The organism is Lactiplantibacillus fabifermentans DSM 21115 (assembly GCF_000498955.2).
In the GTDB taxonomy this organism is placed as follows: Bacteria; Bacillota; Bacilli; order Lactobacillales; family Lactobacillaceae; genus Lactiplantibacillus; species Lactiplantibacillus fabifermentans.
Window position 1 is genome coordinate 1 of the sequence record NZ_AYGX02000062.1, and the last position, 17760, is coordinate 17760.

General features: G+C 45.3%; 17 protein-coding genes and 1 other annotated feature. Of the genes, 5 read left to right on the forward strand and 12 right to left on the reverse strand.

Translation table 11 applies throughout. The annotated features are described in order from the left end of the window. Positions 1-65: 65 nt before the first annotated feature. Positions 66-1322 carry a tyrosine--tRNA ligase gene (tyrS, locus tag DY78_RS05125; RefSeq protein ID WP_024624826.1) on the reverse strand — a complete coding sequence of 419 codons (1257 nt, stop codon included), beginning with the start codon at positions 1320-1322 and terminating at the stop codon, positions 66-68. Positions 1323-1379: 57 nt separating this feature from the next. After that, positions 1380-1577, reverse strand: a binding site (T-box leader). 37 nt (positions 1578-1614) lie between these two features. Then, the gene (locus tag DY78_RS05130) at positions 1615-3003 is read right to left on the reverse strand and encodes a DHA2 family efflux MFS transporter permease subunit (RefSeq protein ID WP_024624827.1); all 1389 of its coding nucleotides are present in this window, start codon (positions 3001-3003) and stop codon (positions 1615-1617) included. Between the two features lie 157 nt (positions 3004-3160). Between DY78_RS05130 and DY78_RS05135 the strand changes: the two genes are divergently transcribed. Then, positions 3161-3601, forward strand: coding sequence for a MarR family winged helix-turn-helix transcriptional regulator (locus tag DY78_RS05135; protein WP_024624828.1), 441 nt, complete (start codon positions 3161-3163; stop codon positions 3599-3601). A 286-nt stretch (positions 3602-3887) separates the two neighbouring features. Here DY78_RS05135 and DY78_RS05140 read toward each other — a convergent pair whose 3' ends face one another. The 5 genes from DY78_RS05140 to DY78_RS05160 all read right to left on the reverse strand — a co-directional run bounded on the left by DY78_RS05140 (position 3888) and on the right by DY78_RS05160 (position 8323). After that, a complete protein-coding gene (locus DY78_RS05140) occupies positions 3888-4553 on the reverse strand; it encodes a hypothetical protein (protein ID WP_024624829.1) in 666 nt (221 codons plus the stop codon). Positions 4554-4783: 230 nt separating this feature from the next. After that, the gene (locus DY78_RS05145) at positions 4784-5944 is read right to left on the reverse strand and encodes a GH25 family lysozyme (RefSeq protein WP_024624830.1); all 1161 of its coding nucleotides are present in this window, start codon (positions 5942-5944) and stop codon (positions 4784-4786) included. A 351-nt stretch (positions 5945-6295) separates the two neighbouring features. Further along, positions 6296-6496, reverse strand: coding sequence for a transcriptional regulator (locus DY78_RS05150; RefSeq protein WP_024624831.1), 201 nt, complete (start codon positions 6494-6496; stop codon positions 6296-6298). Between the two features lie 400 nt (positions 6497-6896). Continuing rightward, positions 6897-7661: a C39 family peptidase gene (locus DY78_RS05155; protein ID WP_024624832.1), complete on the reverse strand. Its 765-nt coding sequence runs from the start codon at positions 7659-7661 to the stop codon at positions 6897-6899. Positions 7662-7750: 89 nt separating this feature from the next. Then, positions 7751-8323: a hypothetical protein gene (locus DY78_RS05160; RefSeq protein WP_024624833.1), complete on the reverse strand. Its 573-nt coding sequence runs from the start codon at positions 8321-8323 to the stop codon at positions 7751-7753. A gap of 177 nt (positions 8324-8500) precedes the next feature. Between DY78_RS05160 and DY78_RS05165 the strand changes: the two genes are divergently transcribed. Next, positions 8501-9853, forward strand: a complete 1353-nt coding sequence (locus tag DY78_RS05165; protein WP_024624834.1) for a sensor histidine kinase — start codon at positions 8501-8503, stop codon at positions 9851-9853. An 86-nt stretch (positions 9854-9939) separates the two neighbouring features. Continuing rightward, positions 9940-10446 carry a YueI family protein gene (locus DY78_RS05170; RefSeq protein ID WP_024624835.1) on the forward strand — a complete coding sequence of 169 codons (507 nt, stop codon included), beginning with the start codon at positions 9940-9942 and terminating at the stop codon, positions 10444-10446. 982 nt (positions 10447-11428) lie between these two features. Here the strand turns inward: DY78_RS05170 and DY78_RS05175 are convergent. The 4 genes from DY78_RS05175 to DY78_RS05190 form a co-directional block, all read right to left on the reverse strand. Next, the gene (locus tag DY78_RS05175) at positions 11429-12106 is read right to left on the reverse strand and encodes a DUF554 domain-containing protein (RefSeq protein WP_024624836.1); all 678 of its coding nucleotides are present in this window, start codon (positions 12104-12106) and stop codon (positions 11429-11431) included. Between the two features lie 57 nt (positions 12107-12163). Then, complete coding sequence (locus DY78_RS05180; protein WP_156093476.1) at positions 12164-12982, reverse strand: MerR family transcriptional regulator; 819 nt, start codon at positions 12980-12982, stop codon at positions 12164-12166. Positions 12983-13342: 360 nt separating this feature from the next. After that, a complete protein-coding gene (locus DY78_RS05185) occupies positions 13343-14644 on the reverse strand; it encodes a cation:dicarboxylate symporter family transporter (protein WP_024624838.1) in 1302 nt (433 codons plus the stop codon). 152 nt (positions 14645-14796) lie between these two features. Next, positions 14797-15300, reverse strand: coding sequence for a YagU family protein (locus tag DY78_RS05190; RefSeq protein WP_024624839.1), 504 nt, complete (start codon positions 15298-15300; stop codon positions 14797-14799). Between the two features lie 186 nt (positions 15301-15486). On the opposite strand from DY78_RS05190, the gene DY78_RS05195 reads away from it, so the two are divergent. Next, on the forward strand, positions 15487-16554 hold the full coding sequence (locus tag DY78_RS05195; RefSeq protein ID WP_024624840.1) for an ABC transporter permease: 1068 nt from the start codon (positions 15487-15489) through the stop codon (positions 16552-16554). A gap of 10 nt (positions 16555-16564) precedes the next feature. Beyond that, complete coding sequence (locus DY78_RS05200; RefSeq protein WP_024624841.1) at positions 16565-17239, forward strand: ABC transporter ATP-binding protein; 675 nt, start codon at positions 16565-16567, stop codon at positions 17237-17239. Positions 17240-17360: 121 nt separating this feature from the next. On the opposite strand, the gene DY78_RS05205 is transcribed toward DY78_RS05200, so the two are convergent. Further along, complete coding sequence (locus DY78_RS05205; RefSeq protein ID WP_024624842.1) at positions 17361-17624, reverse strand: hypothetical protein; 264 nt, start codon at positions 17622-17624, stop codon at positions 17361-17363. Positions 17625-17760 lie beyond the last annotated feature (136 nt).

The window sequence follows — 17760 nt, forward strand, 5'->3', positions numbered from 1 at the left end:
ATCCGAAGATTTCACTTCACCAGCTTTAAATTTAGAGACTTATGTCACAGCCTCTTAAGTTTAAGTTATTTTACCCGAGCTAAGAAGTACTTCTTCTTCCCACGACGAACAATCACAAACTTGCCATCAAATGCGGCAGTTGGGTCAATTTCAGCATCAACATCGGTGATCTTTTCACCGTTAATCCGAATCGCTCCGTTCTTAATATCTTCGCGGGCTTGCCGACGAGAGCTTTCAAACTTCGTCGCATCGACTAACCATAAGACGATGTTTTGCTTTTCAGTCGTGACTTCAGCAGAAGGCACCCCTTTGAAGCCTTGTTCAATTTCTTCGGCGTTCAAGTTTTGAACATCACCCGTAAATAATGCTTTCGTGATATTTTCCGCTTCAACGACGGCATCTTTACCATGCACGAATTCAGTGACTTCTTCGGCTAAACGGCGTTGGGCTTCCCGTTTTTCGGGAGCGGTCTTCACTGTTTCAGCTAAACGGTCAATTTCCTCATGGCTCAAGAACGTGAAGTATTTCAAGTATTTGACGACATCGCGGTCATCTTGGTTAATCCAAAATTGGTAGAATTCGTAAGGTGACGTCTTTTCAGGATTCAACCACACTGCCCCACCAGCCGTCTTACCAAACTTAGTCCCATCGGCCTTCAACAATAGTGGAATCGTCAAACCGTATGCTTTGGCTTCGTTACCTTCTAAACGGTGAATCAAATCAGTTCCGGCCGTAATATTGCCCCATTGGTCAGCACCACCGATTTGTAATTGCACGTGTTCTTGGCGATATAGGTGCAAGAAGTCGACGGATTGCAAGATTTGGTAAGTGAATTCAGTGTATGAAATCCCGACTTCCAAACGACTCGCCACGACTTCTTTGTTCAACATCGTGTTCACACTGAACAACTTCCCGTAATCACGTAAGAAGTCTAACAATGACAGTTTTGATAACCAGTCGTAGTTGTTCACAATGCTAAAGTTATCATCTGAACCGAACAATTTGTGCATTTGGGCATTCAAGCCGTCTTCATTGTGTTTAACTTGGTCCATCGTTTGTAAGACCCGTTCAGAGTTTTTACCAGAAGGATCTCCGATAGCACCCGTCCCACCACCGACAACGACGTAGGGATGATGACCAGCTAATTGAAACCGTTTCAAGATCATAAATGGAATCAAGTGACCGATATGCATGCTATCACCGGTTGGGTCAATCCCACAGTATAAGGAAACGGATTGGCTTTCCGTTAATTCTTTCAAACCGGCTTCGTCGGTTTGTTGATTAATGGCGCCGCGCCATTTTAAATCATCAATAATATTCATGTGTGCTCCTCCTTAAAGTTGCGGCTCGAAAATAAAAAAACTCGCCCCTGTTATTAAAACAGGGACGAGTTTTTCCGCGTTACCACCCAAGTTATCACAAAAATTGTGATCGCTCATTTATTGATAACGAAATAATCCGGCCAGTTGGCAGTTCACTTTATGTAATTCACAAATAACCACAGCTCGGTTCGCACCAACCACCGAGTCGCTTAACTGTTGGGTTATCTCCTACTTATTAAAGCTCTCTACTTTTAATTTGTTGCTTGTATTATAAGCACTCGGCCGCTAAATGTCAATCACGGGCACGGGTCTGCATCGCTTTAGCTAATGCGAACACATTTACCAGAATTAAGACGAGTAATAGGCCTAACGCATACGTGGAACCAAGGGCTGTCCGGGTCGCATTGCTGCCACTCGCTGAATTTTGCACTAGCGTAATCACTGCGGACACAATCGAGGTCCCAGTAGCGCCGGCAAATTGTTGCAGCGTATTGAAGACCGCATTCCCATCAGCTTGTTGTTGAATGCTCAATTGACTTAAGCCACTCGTCATCGTATTCCCCATGGTCAAGCCCATCCCAATCATCAATAAGATGTAAATAATAAGGATTGACAGTCCATTTAAATGTAACCCGAACACCGTGAACAGTGCGACCGCCACCGCTAAAATCGTCGCCCCGGTTAGAATCGGTTTAGCAGCGCCAAAACGGTCTAAGATTTGACCACCCAACGGCGCAAAGATGGCGCCAATGGCGGCGCCGGGTAAAACGAATAACCCGGCCAACAAGGCACTCTTGCCATTTACTAATTGAATATAGTTGGGCAAAATGAACGCTAAGCCTAACGCATTGATTTGAACTAAGAAGAACCCGAGTAAGTGCCAGTCAAATGATTTTGCTGCAAAGACGTCCAAGTTAATTAGTGGCCGACTTGACCGGCGGGTTTGCCAGACAAAACCGACTAGGCCTAGGATACCAACAACGAGCATACCTAAGACTAACCAAGGTTGCGTCGTGATTTTTTCTAAATTGCTAAACGCAATCGTAAACCCGACAAAGATCAGCATGACCATGACCCAGGCTAAGACATCGAAGCTCGTTTTTTCAGTTGGCCGGGCTTGACGAATGGCGTATAACCCTAATAGTAAAGAAATTACTAACAATGGCAATAACAAGATAAAAATCCAGTGCCAATTGAGACTGGAAACGACGATACCGCCAAAAGTTGGCCCTAACGCGGGGGCAATGGCCGTAATTAACGTCCCAATCCCCATCAAGGTACCCCGCTTGTCAGCTGGCGTCCAATCTAAAATAATGTTAAACATCAACGGTAAGGCTATCCCCGTACCGAGTCCCTGAACAATACGGCCTAATACTAAGATTGGAAACACCGTTGCACTGGCATCGATGACTAAACCGGCAATAAATAAGAGATTGGCGGCAATAAATAACGTCTTCGTTTTAAAGCGGCGTTTCAAAAACGAAGAAATTGGGACGATAATCGAAACGACTAACAAGTACGCCGTCGTCATCCATTGGACCGTGGCGGTATTAATTGAAAACTCCCGCATCAAGACGGGAAAAGTAATGTTCATCGCGGTTTCGACCACGACCCCACAAAATGATAATAGTCCCGCTGCCACCACGGCTAAAATCAATTTTTGGTCGACCTTTTTTTCCATTTTATCAACTCCATCAAATAATAGTTCGTGTTCGAACTAGTTATCTATAATAACACAATTGTTCAATAATAAAAGGATTAATTACTAATTGACTTAACGTTTTTATCTCGCTATAATGACTTTTAGTCAGAATACGAACTATTTAAGAGGGTGCATTATGGAACAGTCAATTGGCATCGCCATCAAAAAAGCAAACAACGCCCTAGCCCGCGACTCCGATCATTTCGCCAAACAGTTGGGCTTAACCGGTATGCAGATCAGTACGATTAATTTCATCGCAGACCATGAAAATACCCAAGATGTTTTTCAACGCGATTTAGAACACGAATTCAACATTCGTAAGGCCACGGCCTCCAGTCTAGTCACCACCATGGTTACAAACGACCTGCTTATCCGGGTACCTGCGACCAACGATGCGCGCTATAAACGCTTATTGCTCACCCCCAAAGCGCGGCAATTGGCGAACAAGATTGAGGCTTTTTTTGAAGCTAGCGAACAACGCATCCAACAACTGCTGGGACACGACTTTGCCACAACTTATGCGAGTTTAACGGCGATTAGTCAGGAATTTACGGCTCAAAATACGCCCACCAAATAAAACCGGCTTGGCCAGTTTCAAACATAACCATCCTAAACATTTGGATACTGATCAGTTGCCACTTCCGGTCAGTAGTAATTCTAGTCGTAGTGACGACTTCCATTACTGCTGACCTCCAGCTAAATCACAACTATCATTCAGACACAATAAGGGAGTCACCACTAACAAGAATAGTGGTGACTCCCTTATTCGTACTATTCAAATAATACGTGTCATTAAGCGATGACATGCTGGAGGTCAACGTTCGAAGACACTTTTCGCGTGCTCATGCCGCTCATTTTATAGCTTATTCTTTAGTCGTGGCCGCAATCTTCAAAACGGTACTAGCTTGTTGACCTTGGACTTGTGAAACAGTGTCTGATTTTTGCCACTTAACACTGTTGGCTTCACCAGATTGTGGTTGGTTATAGACCGTTACGGCCCCACTGGTAACCTTTTTTGAAGTCAAATCTTGGTTTTCGATTTGTTTGTTGACTTGGTTGGCAAACTTAGTTGGGTTCGTCGCAACATCTTGCGTATTAGCAACGGTCGTCACTGACCAGTTACCCGTATTCCAATGTACGTACACGCGACCCATCGTCCCTTGCACCGTGGCAGTTTCACCATTGTTCAAAGTAACACTGTCGCCGTTGGTATTTGATAAATAATCGACCTTGTTAGAAGCATCACTACTACTGTTGTAGTCAGTTTGCTTATATGTAGCAGTCTTGGTGTCAGTACCAGACTTAACATAGCTGACACTATAATTTGACTTAGTTCCGCTGGCACTGTCAGCCGTCACTTTTTGATCAGTGGCTTTGACCGTCGTTGGGGCGGCCGTTTGGCTAACCGTGGAAACATTGTCTGAAGCCGCATGTAACACGTGGTTAACTGACGGTGCGGCAACTAATCCTAATACTAGCGCCCCAGTTGCTGTGAAAATGCCTAATTTAGCTTTCCGCGTAAAATCCATTAAGAAACTTCCTCCCTGTTGGAAACATCATGTGTTTAATTCACTGAAATAATAACTCGCCGTATCATTGTGATACCCTTGATTCGAGTCTGAAACTATCGGTAGGTTCGCGACATTGCTGAACCTATATCCCCACCGCGCCAAATCACGCGGTTCTTGTTGTACCTAATAATTGCTTACACCAAGTATTATTCTAACACGTCTTAGCTGGTTCGTGGGCGCCAATTTAATTAGCGTTTATGACGAACCTTTTTGAGCCGCCGGGGATGTCGCTGAGACTGACTCAGCCGCCGTTTGGTCACCTTTTTAGCCCGCTTGACTTTAGCCACCCGCCGATGCTTAACTACTCTTTTAACGGCATGCCGCCGGACCGGCTTTTTGACCACCACGTGTTTCAGCTGGCGTTTAACTGGGCGGACCGACTTCTTGGCAGCGACTCGGCGGTGGTTAACGGTCTTCTTGACCCGCTTGGCTTTTACACCAGACCGCTTTTTGACCGTCCGTGCTTTGCTAGCCTTCGTCACTGACTTAGATGACTTGGCCTTGACCTTAGTCACTGGGTGTTTTTTCACCGATTTGGTGACAACTTTTTTGACATGCTGCCGATGCTTGGTCTTAATGACGCGCGCCGGTTTAACTTTGACTACTGGTGCGACGGTCTTTTCAACAATCGGTCGGCTAACGGCCCGCATCATTGGCGTCGTCAAACTACCAGTCGCCGTCCACCAACTGATTGGATGAACTTTAACGTTAACCCGACTATTATCGACCGCAGTCGGGATTCCTGCTAAATGCGCTGCATCCGTATATTGCCACATGGCGTACGGAATCGCGGGCTTTTGCCGGTTATACTCCGCAATCCACTGCGCATTGAACGCTTGACGCGCGGTATTGGCAAACTCAGTCGCAAATGACGCGTACGAATAAAAAATCAACTTTTTCTTCGTTAATGACCGCATCGCTTGATACCAAGCTTTGACCGCAGCATTCGTGGACCCGGAGCGCAAATCATTGACTTCGTAGTCGAGCACGTAAAAGCGGGTGGCGGGATTCGCCCGTTGATAAAAATCGCGGGCTTCCAAACGCGCCGCTTTAACACTCGTAAACGTCGCAAAATCATACTCACCGAACGGAATACCATACCGCACATATAAACTCGTATTGTTAGCCGCATCCTTGTCCACATAATTCGCCCCATATTGACGTCGATTAATAACAAACGCCACTTGTGGTTTTAATTGTTGAACTTGGGTCGCGGTTAACGCCCCCTGCCATTCGGAAATATCTGGAATCGCTAAACTGCGCGCTTGCGCAGGTTCAGCGGTCACCGTCAATGTCTCAATAGCTGCCATCGTCATTAGCAAAGTCACGCCGAAAATTGATTTTCGCACGTCAGTGACCTTCTCCCCATGATTGACAATTGCATTTAAACCATATTCAAAAATTGTTAAGCAGCACCCCAAAATAGCTGGACTAATCAAACATAGTTAAAACAGTCAACACCCTGTCGCCTATTTTAACATTTTTATACTCAAATAAAATATTAGTTTTCTAGTCATTATTATCATAGGCTATTTTTCTTTAAAAACTGGGTCAATTAGTTTGCAATTTAGTTACATATTCTTAACACAAAAAAAGTTCACGACATCTTATCGTAAACTCTTCCAAAGTTAATTCAATTGTCTTCGGTGATTAAATCAGTCACAGCGGTTGTCATCGCGCTACTAGTTAGTTCAGTTAATTTAATCCCGAAAGAAATACTGTGTCGGCACACCAAAGTCATCATGCAATTTTTGCACTTCCACGACACTCCACTTGGAGCGACCGTGCAACTTATTCCAAACAGTATTAACACTACGATCGATGGAATCAGCCAAATTCTGTTGCGTGATGTGATTTTGCTTAAAATAAGCGAGCAATATTACGTCATTGTCAGGTTTCATCCGAACGCCTCCCTTTTGTTTCCCCACATGTGAAATAGTACACCAAAGGGTCAATTTCATCAATCATTATTGTGATTTCCTCAATAAAGTTGGATAACACCAATTGCGTTAGTACCCCCGACCAGCTCGCCCCCCACCGCCGTCATCACCTTTATTCACACTGATTCACCGACAATACCGAATCGCTAAAAAAAGCGATTACCAAATTTGGTAATCGCGGTGAATGCATATGTGAATTAAATGACAATTTTAACTACTGGCTACTTCCAGCCGACCGCATATCAGCGCTGATCGCAAAAATGCCGTTTGCAACCAATATAAAAGGTGCGACCACAAAAATTGTCGTCACACCACTTCATACACTATTACTTTAGCTGCTGCGTAAGCGTAGTGGCAGCTACTACCGTTTCAAAGTCAAGACAACCGCCTGTGAGCCCATTTGTTTGTAGGCAGCTTGGAAGTCTTGCCAATTGACCGCTTGGGCTTTGTGCCCGTACGGATTGTTAATATAGATAACTTTTTTAGCGCGGTTAAAGCCAACAATGACCACACTATGCATGTCATAGGTTACTTTAACGGAACCTTGTGGCGTTTGCCAAGTTTCCATCGAGCTAACTGGTGCAAAGGAAGCCGTGGTAATCGTCCACACGGGGCGCCCGGCTTCAAGTTGTTTGATGACCGTGTCAAAACTGGACCCGGTCAAATCTTTGACATGGCTAGTTTGCGTTTTGGCTAATTTATAAATCGGGCCGTGATAAACACCTAGACCCGGATCAGTCCCAGTAACATCACCGACAAACCCATAATTAGGATTGCCGTGTTCCCCATTGTCATATGTTAGCGGTACTGACGTTAATTTTGTTGCTAATTCATTTTTCGTAACATTGATGTGATAATAATTCATCATCATCGTTAAAGAGGTCACTTCACAGCCGTTGTATAGGCGTGGTGCACTCATCTGATTAATCAATGGGACGTCTAGTTTAACTTGATTGACCACTTTAGCTTTTGGTTTCGGCTTTGGTTTGGCGGCCGTTTGCTTGTTCGTAAACGACGCGTCAATCCAGTCGGACGCTTGTGTAACGGAAAAACCGATGACCCCCAAAATCACCATGGCAATTAGGACAACCGGTAGCCGGCGTCGCTTGGACATATGTCTTGGCATTTTTTAATCCACCCGTTCCTCTAAGTAAATAAACTGTTCGTAGTAATCATAACATTAACCAATTGAGAAAAACACCAAATTTTATCACTTTACGCAACTAAACTGTCTTCAGTAGGAACCGCCAAATAGTCCGTCAGTTGTAATGGTCGGCGTGTCGGTACGGGGCTGGCCCACGTCGTTGTCATGGCCGTCGTATAGATGACGGTATCCTGGGCAGTTTGGCCTTCAATCAAGGCAAATGTAATCCCACTTTGACGTAACTCAGCTTCGACCAACTTTAAGGCCGCAATTTGTCGCCGTTGGAGCCGGTGTTGATACCAGCGAACGGGCCGTTCCGTCAATGACAACAAGCTATCGGGACTAGCAATGACCAACTGCGTCCCATCACGATGCTGTAAGGCCGTCGTGATGGCTTGCGTTTCGGCGACCAACTTAGTGGCATCGAGTTGCACGAGTACTAAGTCTTGGTCCAACGCCGCGGCCGTCAAGCCGGCGACGTCCGTTAAGTCGCCACTAATAAAGGTAACATCGGTTGGCCAAGCTGATTGTTGATCCGCTGGCGCATAGACCGTTAACCGAGCGCCTACCAATCTATCTACAGCCACCGTTAAATTAGAAATAGTTTGTGGTGCTAACACACCAACGACTAACAAGTTTTGCATGATAATCCCCCTTGAATTAATTGATGTTCATTAGTTTACCGGCTTCTAGTTAGTCGAAGGCAAGCTTAAATTACAAAAAATTTCAAAAAAAGGTCGATTGGCCCGCAAATTGCTTTATGATAAAGGTATTAACTAACAATCACATCCTAACCGATGTGCAGCTAAGGGGGCTACTTGATGGCAATTTTGCTCTATACACTGTCCTTAATTTCGGGCGGCTACGAAATGCTGATTCTGATGCTCGCATTTCGCGAATTTTTAACGTGGCGCTTGGCAACCGTCTGGGTGAGCGGGGTCGTTTTATTTGGGATTCTCGGCCAACTAGCAACGGCGTGGTGGCCACATTTACCACTCGTATTCATCTGGATCATCCCCATCACCCTGTTCGACACTTGGCTGAGTGCGCGGCTACTTTATTCCAAATGGATTTTGATGCTGCCAATCGTATTATTTCTAAACGCGCTCAAACGTTTAATTGGTGGTGTGGCGGGCAGTTTTCTCAAGTTCGCGCTGGCTAGTGACTTGGCTAAGCCGCTCCGGCAAGCGACCAACTTGCATAATGTGGCCGCCGACATTAATTTATTTGGCGCAGTCGTCATTTGTTTACCGATTATGATTCTAATCGGTCTCGGGGCCCATCACCTCGTCAAACGGACCACGGCCGCTGACTTTTTTCAACACGTGTCCATCGAAACGAGTGACTATTGGCTAGTTTTGCTCTGCTACGCCGGCTACATTTTAGCGTACGCTTACGTGCTCGACTTCACGGTCGTTTCACAAACCTATGTGGCTAGTATCGCCTGTCTGGTTTTTGGCATCATCACGTTTTATCTGGTCAGCAACAAGAACAGTCGCCTAACCGACGCGCAATTATTGAACGAAGTTTCTCAATATAATGCCGTTTTGAGTCATCATAATCAACAATTACATTTATTCAAACATGATTATCAAAATATCTTATTAAGTATGGCGCAATATATTCAACATGATGATATGCCGGGACTCAAGACTTATTTTGAACAAGCCGTTTGGCCGAATAGCCAAGAACTAAATATTGGTGATAGTCCAGCGCAACTGCGTTATTTGAAGGCCCCCGCCGTCAGTGGCTTGATTTATTCGAAGTTTGAAGCCGCGGCCGCCCAACAAGTTACTTTGGCGATTACGGCGTTACAGCCGATTCAATTGCCCGCCGTCAACCAAGTCAATGTTGTTCGAATTTTAGGCAACTTACTCGACAATGCGATTGATGCGGCCAGTCAGGCGAATCACCAAGTGCAACTGGCCATTGTGGTCACGCCGCAACAAGCCGTCCGCTTTCAAGTCAAAAATCAGATCCCGGCAACGACGACCATCGACTTACAACGAATCTCAAAAAATCGCTTTACCACTAAGCCCGGGCATTTTGGGTATGGCTTGAGCAGCATTGCACAGTTAACCAACAAACAAGTTAAGGTGAGCTACGAAGTCACTGCCGACCAATTTGAAGCCACTTTACTGATTCAAGCACAACCCACCTTAAGAAAATCTTAATTTGCACTATTATTATTATTTACTACAATGGATAGTAATAACAGAGTGGCAGCGCTTACCTACTCGTGGGAAAGGACCTGAAATCCATGTCACAATCCGAAGACCAAATGGATAAACATTTACAATCGGCCATGTTTGGCACCCCGGTTCTCCATCCCGATGAACAACATCGTAATTTGGGGACCTTTCATGAACGCATTGATTTAGGGATTACATTTACCCAAGCTCTATTACGCGATTATTCGGTAGAGCTTCAACAAGAAATGACGGCCCATCCGGACTATCAGCTATTACTACACGGCTTACTTGATCAAGATATTTTAGACCGCTACATCAAACTCGCCAATCAGCAAAACGCGAAGTTTGCCATCCGCAGCGATCTCATGTATCAGCATACGCCGGATAGTCTCGCGATCGCGTTAGCCGCCCCGACCGCCATTACCGCTGAGACCATCAACATCGATGACCGCTTCCCGCTGCCACCGTTATGCGAAGAAACTGATTTACCGAAACACGAATTGTTCGAGCACATCCACAATCATCTCGAACACAATCGCCATCTACTCGGCGCTAAACATAACTTATCGGAATAAAACTGATTTACAGTACTGGCTGACCAGGCTGCTAATGCCGGCTAATACTTCAAAGGGAGCACCTAGTGAACTAACTCACTAGGTGCTCCCTTTTCATCTGGATATACATTGAACATCTCCAATGCTCAACTATTGTACCACGAGTCAAGCGGATACGAGACTATGAAATGACACCTTTTAGTGTCGTCATTGTTGACGAATTTCACTTTTTCACCAAACGCAGACATTTACTACACCAAATGCAGTGATAAATCCGCCTTTATTCCGTTGATATTAAGCTTTAAAACGAACTTACCAGCGCAGAGAGCAGCAATAACATTCTTTGGTGTAGTAAATGTCGGTAATTTTAATCGCATACCGACATTTACTACACCAAACAAAAAATGAATCAGCCAAATTCCAATGGTGACAAGGCTTTGAGCCAATTATGTACTTAGCTCAATGGAATTATGTTAGCCATTTTTGACAGCGATACTGCCACTTTGCTTCACGAATTAGCTTATTTCAATTACTTTTGCGTTAAAAGAAAAACTCACAAGAGCACAAACACTGTCATACCGGTGTTTTCATTTGCAACCAAAGCTACACCAAACCAGACATTTACTACACCAAATGCAGTAGTAAGTCCGCTTTATTTCGTTAATATTAAGCTTTAAAACGAACTTACCAGTACAAAAAAGCAGCAACAACATTCTTTTGGTGTAGTAAATGTCTGTGCTAGTTACATACCAACATTGACTACACCAAATAATCGTCATTAATTTCAAAACCAATTTAGCTACCAGCTGACCGTAATGGAAGCTGCCATGTAGGTGGCGTAAACGGGATTGGTTTGTATCCCGTTTACGCCACGGACGCCTTTTGAGACTCGCTTTTCAGGCTCAAAAGCGAGGTCCAAGACCGCTTCTCAGGCTTGGGCCGGTCCTCATGGCGGCTGGAATTACGGTCAGCTGGTAGCGGCAATCACCAACAATAACCCACGCTAAAATAATTGCATGACGCTGATGACGATCGGCGGAATGATGAGGGCCGGCAATAAATTCAGCGTGTTGATTTTCTTAATGTTCAATAATCCCAATCCCGAGCCAAAGATCAAGATGCCCCCGACAATGGTGACTTCGTTGAGCATCGCGGTACTTAACGCGCCTTGCAGTATCAGTGCGAGGACATATAATGACCCTTGCCACGCCAACACAACGCCAGCTGCGGCGGCAATCCCGAAACCAAACGTCGATGCTAAGACGATTGACGTAATCCCGTCGAGCATCCCATTGGTAAATAAGAACGTGTAGTCATGCTTCAGCGCCGCTTCGAATGGCCCGAGAATCGATAATGACCCAATACAATATAATAAAATGGCGGTGGCTAAGCCTTCCACTAAATTACCACCCGAAAATCTACCAACGAGTTTGTCGAAATGACCTTGTAAATCGAGGGCTTGGCCAATCAAGCCCCCAACCGCTAAACTAACGATGAATAAAACGGGATATTTACTTTGCGGCATCCGTTGCACAACCGCGTTAATCCCAATCAACGTCGCCGCTAAACCGAGCGCTTGTAATAAAATCTCATGATACGCTGGTTTGATTCCCTTTTTAAACAACGTGCCAATGGTACAGCCAATTAAAATCATGCCCACATTAAAAATTGTCCCAATCATATCTTTCACTCCCATGCAAAAACTACTTTGAGTATAAAGGCTCAAGTCACTTGAGGGTCAAGCGTTAATTGGAATTTGAATCCGCGTTACGGACTGCTCAACGTGGTCAGTAATACCATAATCGATCAACGCCGTTTCCAGGGCTGGTCCCCGCAATTGGTACCCTTGTTCATGACACGTCGCCAGTAATTGCTCATAATAAGGTCCTGCTTGCGTGTGGGTCCCGCGAAAAACAACTTGCAAATACGTCCCACCAACTAAAACTTGTTGTTGGGCTGGCAGCTGGTCACCCGGTTCAAAAACTAACAAAATCCCGTCATATTGCGTATATGCTCCCGCATTCAAGGCCGCCAGTGGTAACGAAAAACTAATTTTCCCTAGAAAGACCGATTGGGTCAGCCCGTATTGCGCGCGGAGTTTGGCAATCACTAATTCAATATCATCACTAGCGGTATAGGGCTGTTGTAAATAAACCATCGGTCGTTTGGGCAACGTCACAACTTCACAAACGCCCAGCGGTGCCGATTGGGCCTGCGCCACTTGCGTTAAGCGATTATCCAACCGTTGATCAATTGCTTGTAAAGTCTCAATTTGTTGCCGCACTTCGGCTTGTTGTTCCTGCAACATCTTCGTCAATTTGGGCAATTCACGCGCCGCAAAGAAATCTTGAATCGCCGCAATTGATAACCCTAACGCCCGGAAGTATTTAATCGTGCTCAGTCGTTCGAATTGCGCCGTTGCGTAATAGCGATAATGCGTTTTGACATCGACATGGGCGGGCTTTAATAACCCAATTTCGTCATAGTAACGTAACGTCGGGACTTCAACATCGAATAACTGTGCTAATTGGCCAATCGTAAAATACGGTTCACTCATCGTCATGCCCCCTGGTCTTTTGATTATTTAAACTCAATTAACGCCTAATGCGCGGTAAAATGCAACCGCCAAAGCATCCCAAGATATGATTGCTAGCTTGATTACCAACATAAATGGCCCCGCTACGAAATCTCGTAACGAGGCCATTTTTACACCTGAATCATTTTAGTTGGACGTCAGTGATAATGGCAGCCACCGACATCTTTGCAGCTTTTTCTTTAAAATCGGTTACCAACGACTAGTTTTCGATTAGGCCAACCGCTACCGAAAATGTTCAGTTACAATTTCATGTACTTAACATTATTTTAAAGCTGACTGCAAATCAGCAGTTGGCTGACCGTAATTCCAACCACGCCGAATTTATTTCGTCACCGCATTGCTTTTCTTACCAGCTCGAATTTCGGCTAAGTACCGTTCACTCATTTCCGGATCAAATTCATGTTCCGACTTACCGATAATGACTGCAGCTAGCGAATTGCCGACCACGTTGACGACGGTCCGGCCCATATCCACTAACCGGTCAATGCCGGCAATAAAGGCCAGGCCTTGAACAGGCACGCCAATCGTCGAAATGGTCGCTAATAATACGACAAACGACGCCCCTGGTACCCCGGCAATCCCTTTGGAAGTAATCATTAACACAATCAGTAACGTGACTTGTTGGCTCAACGATAAATGAATGCCGTACGCTTGCGCTAAAAATAACGCCGCTAGTGATTGATAAATGGCCGAACCATCCAAGTTGAACGTATAACCCGTGGGCACGACAAAGGAGACAATCCCTTGGTTAACGCCATATTTACCCATTTTATCAATGATTTTTGGTAAAGCCGCTTCGGAACTAGCCGTTGAAAAACCGAGCACCATTTCATCGCGAATGACCCGCAATAAGTGCCAAATGTTTAACCCAAAAATCCGGGCCACGATTCCCATGACGACCACAATAAAGATGGCCATCGTGGCATACGCCAAAATAATGAAATAGCCGAGGGGGGCTAAGGCCTTGAGCCCCATTTCAGCGACCGTGACCCCGATCAAAGCACAGACCCCGATAGGCGCCGTATGCATGACCCAGTTCGTTACTTTAAACATGGCTTCGGCGACGGCGTTCATGAAATCTAAGATGATTTTGCCTTGTTCGCCAATCGCGGCTGTACCTAACCCAAAGAAGACTGAAAAGAAGATGACCGGAATCATGTCCCCTGCCGATAACGATTTGAACACGTTTGTCGGGATGATACCCATGATGGTTGACCAAATGCCGTTATGGGAGACGGTTTTGGCCGTAGCCACGTATTGGCTAATATTCGTCGAATGCAATTGATGAATATTAATGTAATCACCTGGATGAAAAACATTGCCGACTAGTAATCCTAAGGCAATCGCAATCGTCGTCATGACTTCAAAGTAGATAATTGTTTTACCGCCAACGCGGCCAAGTTTTTTCAAATCGCCCATATTGGCAATCCCCGTAATCAAACAAGCGACCACGATGGGTAAGACAATCATTTGAATCAAATCAATGAACATCGTCCCAATATTTTGCATGGCCGTAATCGCGGTTTGATTACCGTAAAAAATGACCCCTAAAATAATTCCTAACGCTAACCCAATTAGAATCTGCCAGCCTAAGCTTAATCGTAACCGGCGATACTTTTTAATCTGTGGTTCAGTTTCCACCCATCATCGCTCCCATTTATGGATAATTTCACTGAAAATGCCATATAATATTAACATTTTAGCATAAAAATGCGTTAAATGAGAGAAAAATTAGAATTTAATTATGAAAACGTGAACATTCTGATACCAGCAGTTTATTTATTTCGGGTTAAGCGATCATAGACCGTGGCGCTCACCCAGTCCGCCGTCCACATCCACAAAACATGGCCAATGGCTTCAGAAATATGTTCTTCAGCCGGTTGTTCTTTGGCACTCGGTACCGTGCCTAACGCCGGCAAGATGGCGTGATGGAAGGTCCCGAAAATTCCTAAGCCAAATAAAGCGCTACTGCCGGCTTTTACCTGCGGATGTTTACGGGCCCATAAGCTATACGCCACTGCAAAGGTCGTTGAAAACCCAAAGTGCATCATGTAGCTCACTGCCGGTAAATCATGCCCTGAATACGAATACGTGGCATGGGTCACACTCGCGGGTACGCCGACTTGTTCCAATAATTTCTGCGGTGGATTCGTCGCATCGCGCGCCGCGGTCCGTGGCGGTAAGATGTTCTCCCAGCCTAATTTTACTAAACCTGAAATGACGCCACCGGTTACCCCGGCAATCACTGCTGCGCGATGATTAAAGTTTTTTGTTGCCATCAATTAAAACCTACCTTTCATGTTCATAGCCTTATCATACCAGCCTGACACACCACACTGAAATGATTTACCTTGCCCAAAAAACAAAATAATTTATATCCAGGACTTGCCATTTACACCGGTAGATGCTAATATTTGGTCATTCACTTATCACTTGATAAACGAATTTAAAAGGGAGGAACTCTTATGTATTTAGGACTCAAGGAAATGCGGCACGAAAAGCTGCGTTACACTTTGTTAAGCGGCGTTTTGCTGCTGATTGCCCTCGTTGTTTTCATGTTGGCTGGCCTTGCTAATGGCCTGTCTAACGGGAATCGGCAAGCGATTGATCAGTGGCAAGCGACCGACGTTTATTTGAATAAAGCAGCTAATAAAACCTTATCAGCCTCGCAATTAAAACTCGCGGATAAAAAATATATCAGTGGCACTAAAGTCGCCCCACTCGCCAGCTTATCGGGCACGTTGCGGACGACTGCCAACCATAAAAAAACGACCGTGAGCGCCCTCGCCACCAGTCGTCAAAGTTTTATTATGCCAAAAGTCACCCACGGGCATGCCATCAACGGTAAGGACCAAGTGATTATTTCCGCCGCCCTCAAAGCGGATGGCTTTAAGATTGGCCAAAAAGTCCGCATCGGGACCACTAATCACGCCGTCAAAATTGTGGGGACTTACGCTGACAGTACGTATGAAATCTCACCTACCGTTTACACGGATATTGCCACGATGAATCGCCTAAAAGCGGCCCCCGTCACGAGTGGTAATCAACAGACCATCGGCGGTTTCGTCACTAAAAACGGCCACTTCAAAACGAGTAAACATGGCGATTTACAACATTTATCCATCGCCACTTTCATCGAAAAATTGCCCGGTTATAGCGCCGAACAAATGACGTTGAACACGATGATTTACTTCTTATTCGTGATTGCCTTAGCCATTATCGGCATCTTCATGTTCGTCTTGACCTTACAAAAACAACCATTATTTGGCGTCTTAAAAGTTCAAGGGATTGGGACCAAGCATATTTTAGCCGCGTTACTGACCCAAAGTATCGCCATGGCAGTCATCGGGATTGTCTTAGGTTTAGGTATCACGGTCGGTTTGGCACAAATCATGCCCGCCGGCTTACCGTTTGTCGTCAACTGGGGGCAATTTGGCTTATATAGTTTGGCGTTATTAGCCGCAGCCGTGATTGGCGCCTTGTTATCATGGCGGACCGTGGCCAACATCGACCCCGCCGTCGCAATTGGATAGGAGGAAACTCATGTCAACACCCGTATTAGCACTACAACATATCACGAAACAATTTGGCCACGGTCACACCGCCGTCACCGCTTTGACCGATGCCAACTTTGAAGTTTTGCCGGGGCAATTCGTCGCCATCATTGGCCCATCTGGCTCTGGGAAAAGCACCTTTTTGACAATTGCCGCGGGCTTACAAACCCCAACTAGCGGCCAAGTTTTATTAAACGGGACTGAACTCGCCGCACAAAGTGAAAAAGCCCGACTCGCCTACCGCTTCAATGAAATCGGCTTTATTTTGCAAAGTTCTAACTTAATTCCCTTTTTAACCGTCACCGAGCAATTAAAACTCGTCGATAAGATGGCTAAACGCCGCTTTCAGGCGGAACGCGCCCAACAATTACTATCGGAACTAGCTTTGAGCGAAGTCGCCACCGCCTATCCGAACGAATTATCCGGTGGTGAACGTCAACGGGTCGCCATTGTACGGGCACTCTATAACGATCCGAGTGTCATCTTAGCCGACGAACCAACTGCCAGTCTCGATACACCGCGTTCCATTGATGTCGTTGACCGCCTCGCCAACGAAGCGCACCAACATCAAAAAGCGATCGTCATGGTCACCCATGACCAACGGTTGATTGGCAACTGTGATGTCGTTTATCGGATTGAAGATGGCGTCATGACGCGCCAATAGCGTACAAGAGTGGCTTAAATCACATTGAGACAATTACAATCGACACGCAAAAGACCGTTTGATGAACATCCATCAAACGGTCTTTTGCGTTAATTTCTATCTATCTTTGAGGGTACTAACCTCACCAGTCCTCCAATAGCGGCAACCCAATATGTACAAATAGCTCTGCAAGAATACCCGCTAAGGCTGCATACATGATTATTCGTTGCCACCAACTGAATCCTTGGCAAAATGGAATCAGCAAAACTAGCTTGCCGGTCAAGGATACCGTTGTCACATACAATGCCGCAACAACTGGCGGGCTAAATTTTTTATTACGATAACGACCAATCAACAAAACTACTAAAAAGATGCCTGCTGCTGTCGCCACATCATGAATTTGCATCCGTGCCACCCCATTTACCATGAAATCCGCCAAAATTAATAAACCCACTTAACTTAATCCAAACATAGCATATTTTCACGTTTAATGGTAGATTGCAAATTTAATCCGAATTTTTGGACAAATTGTTCAGCATAAC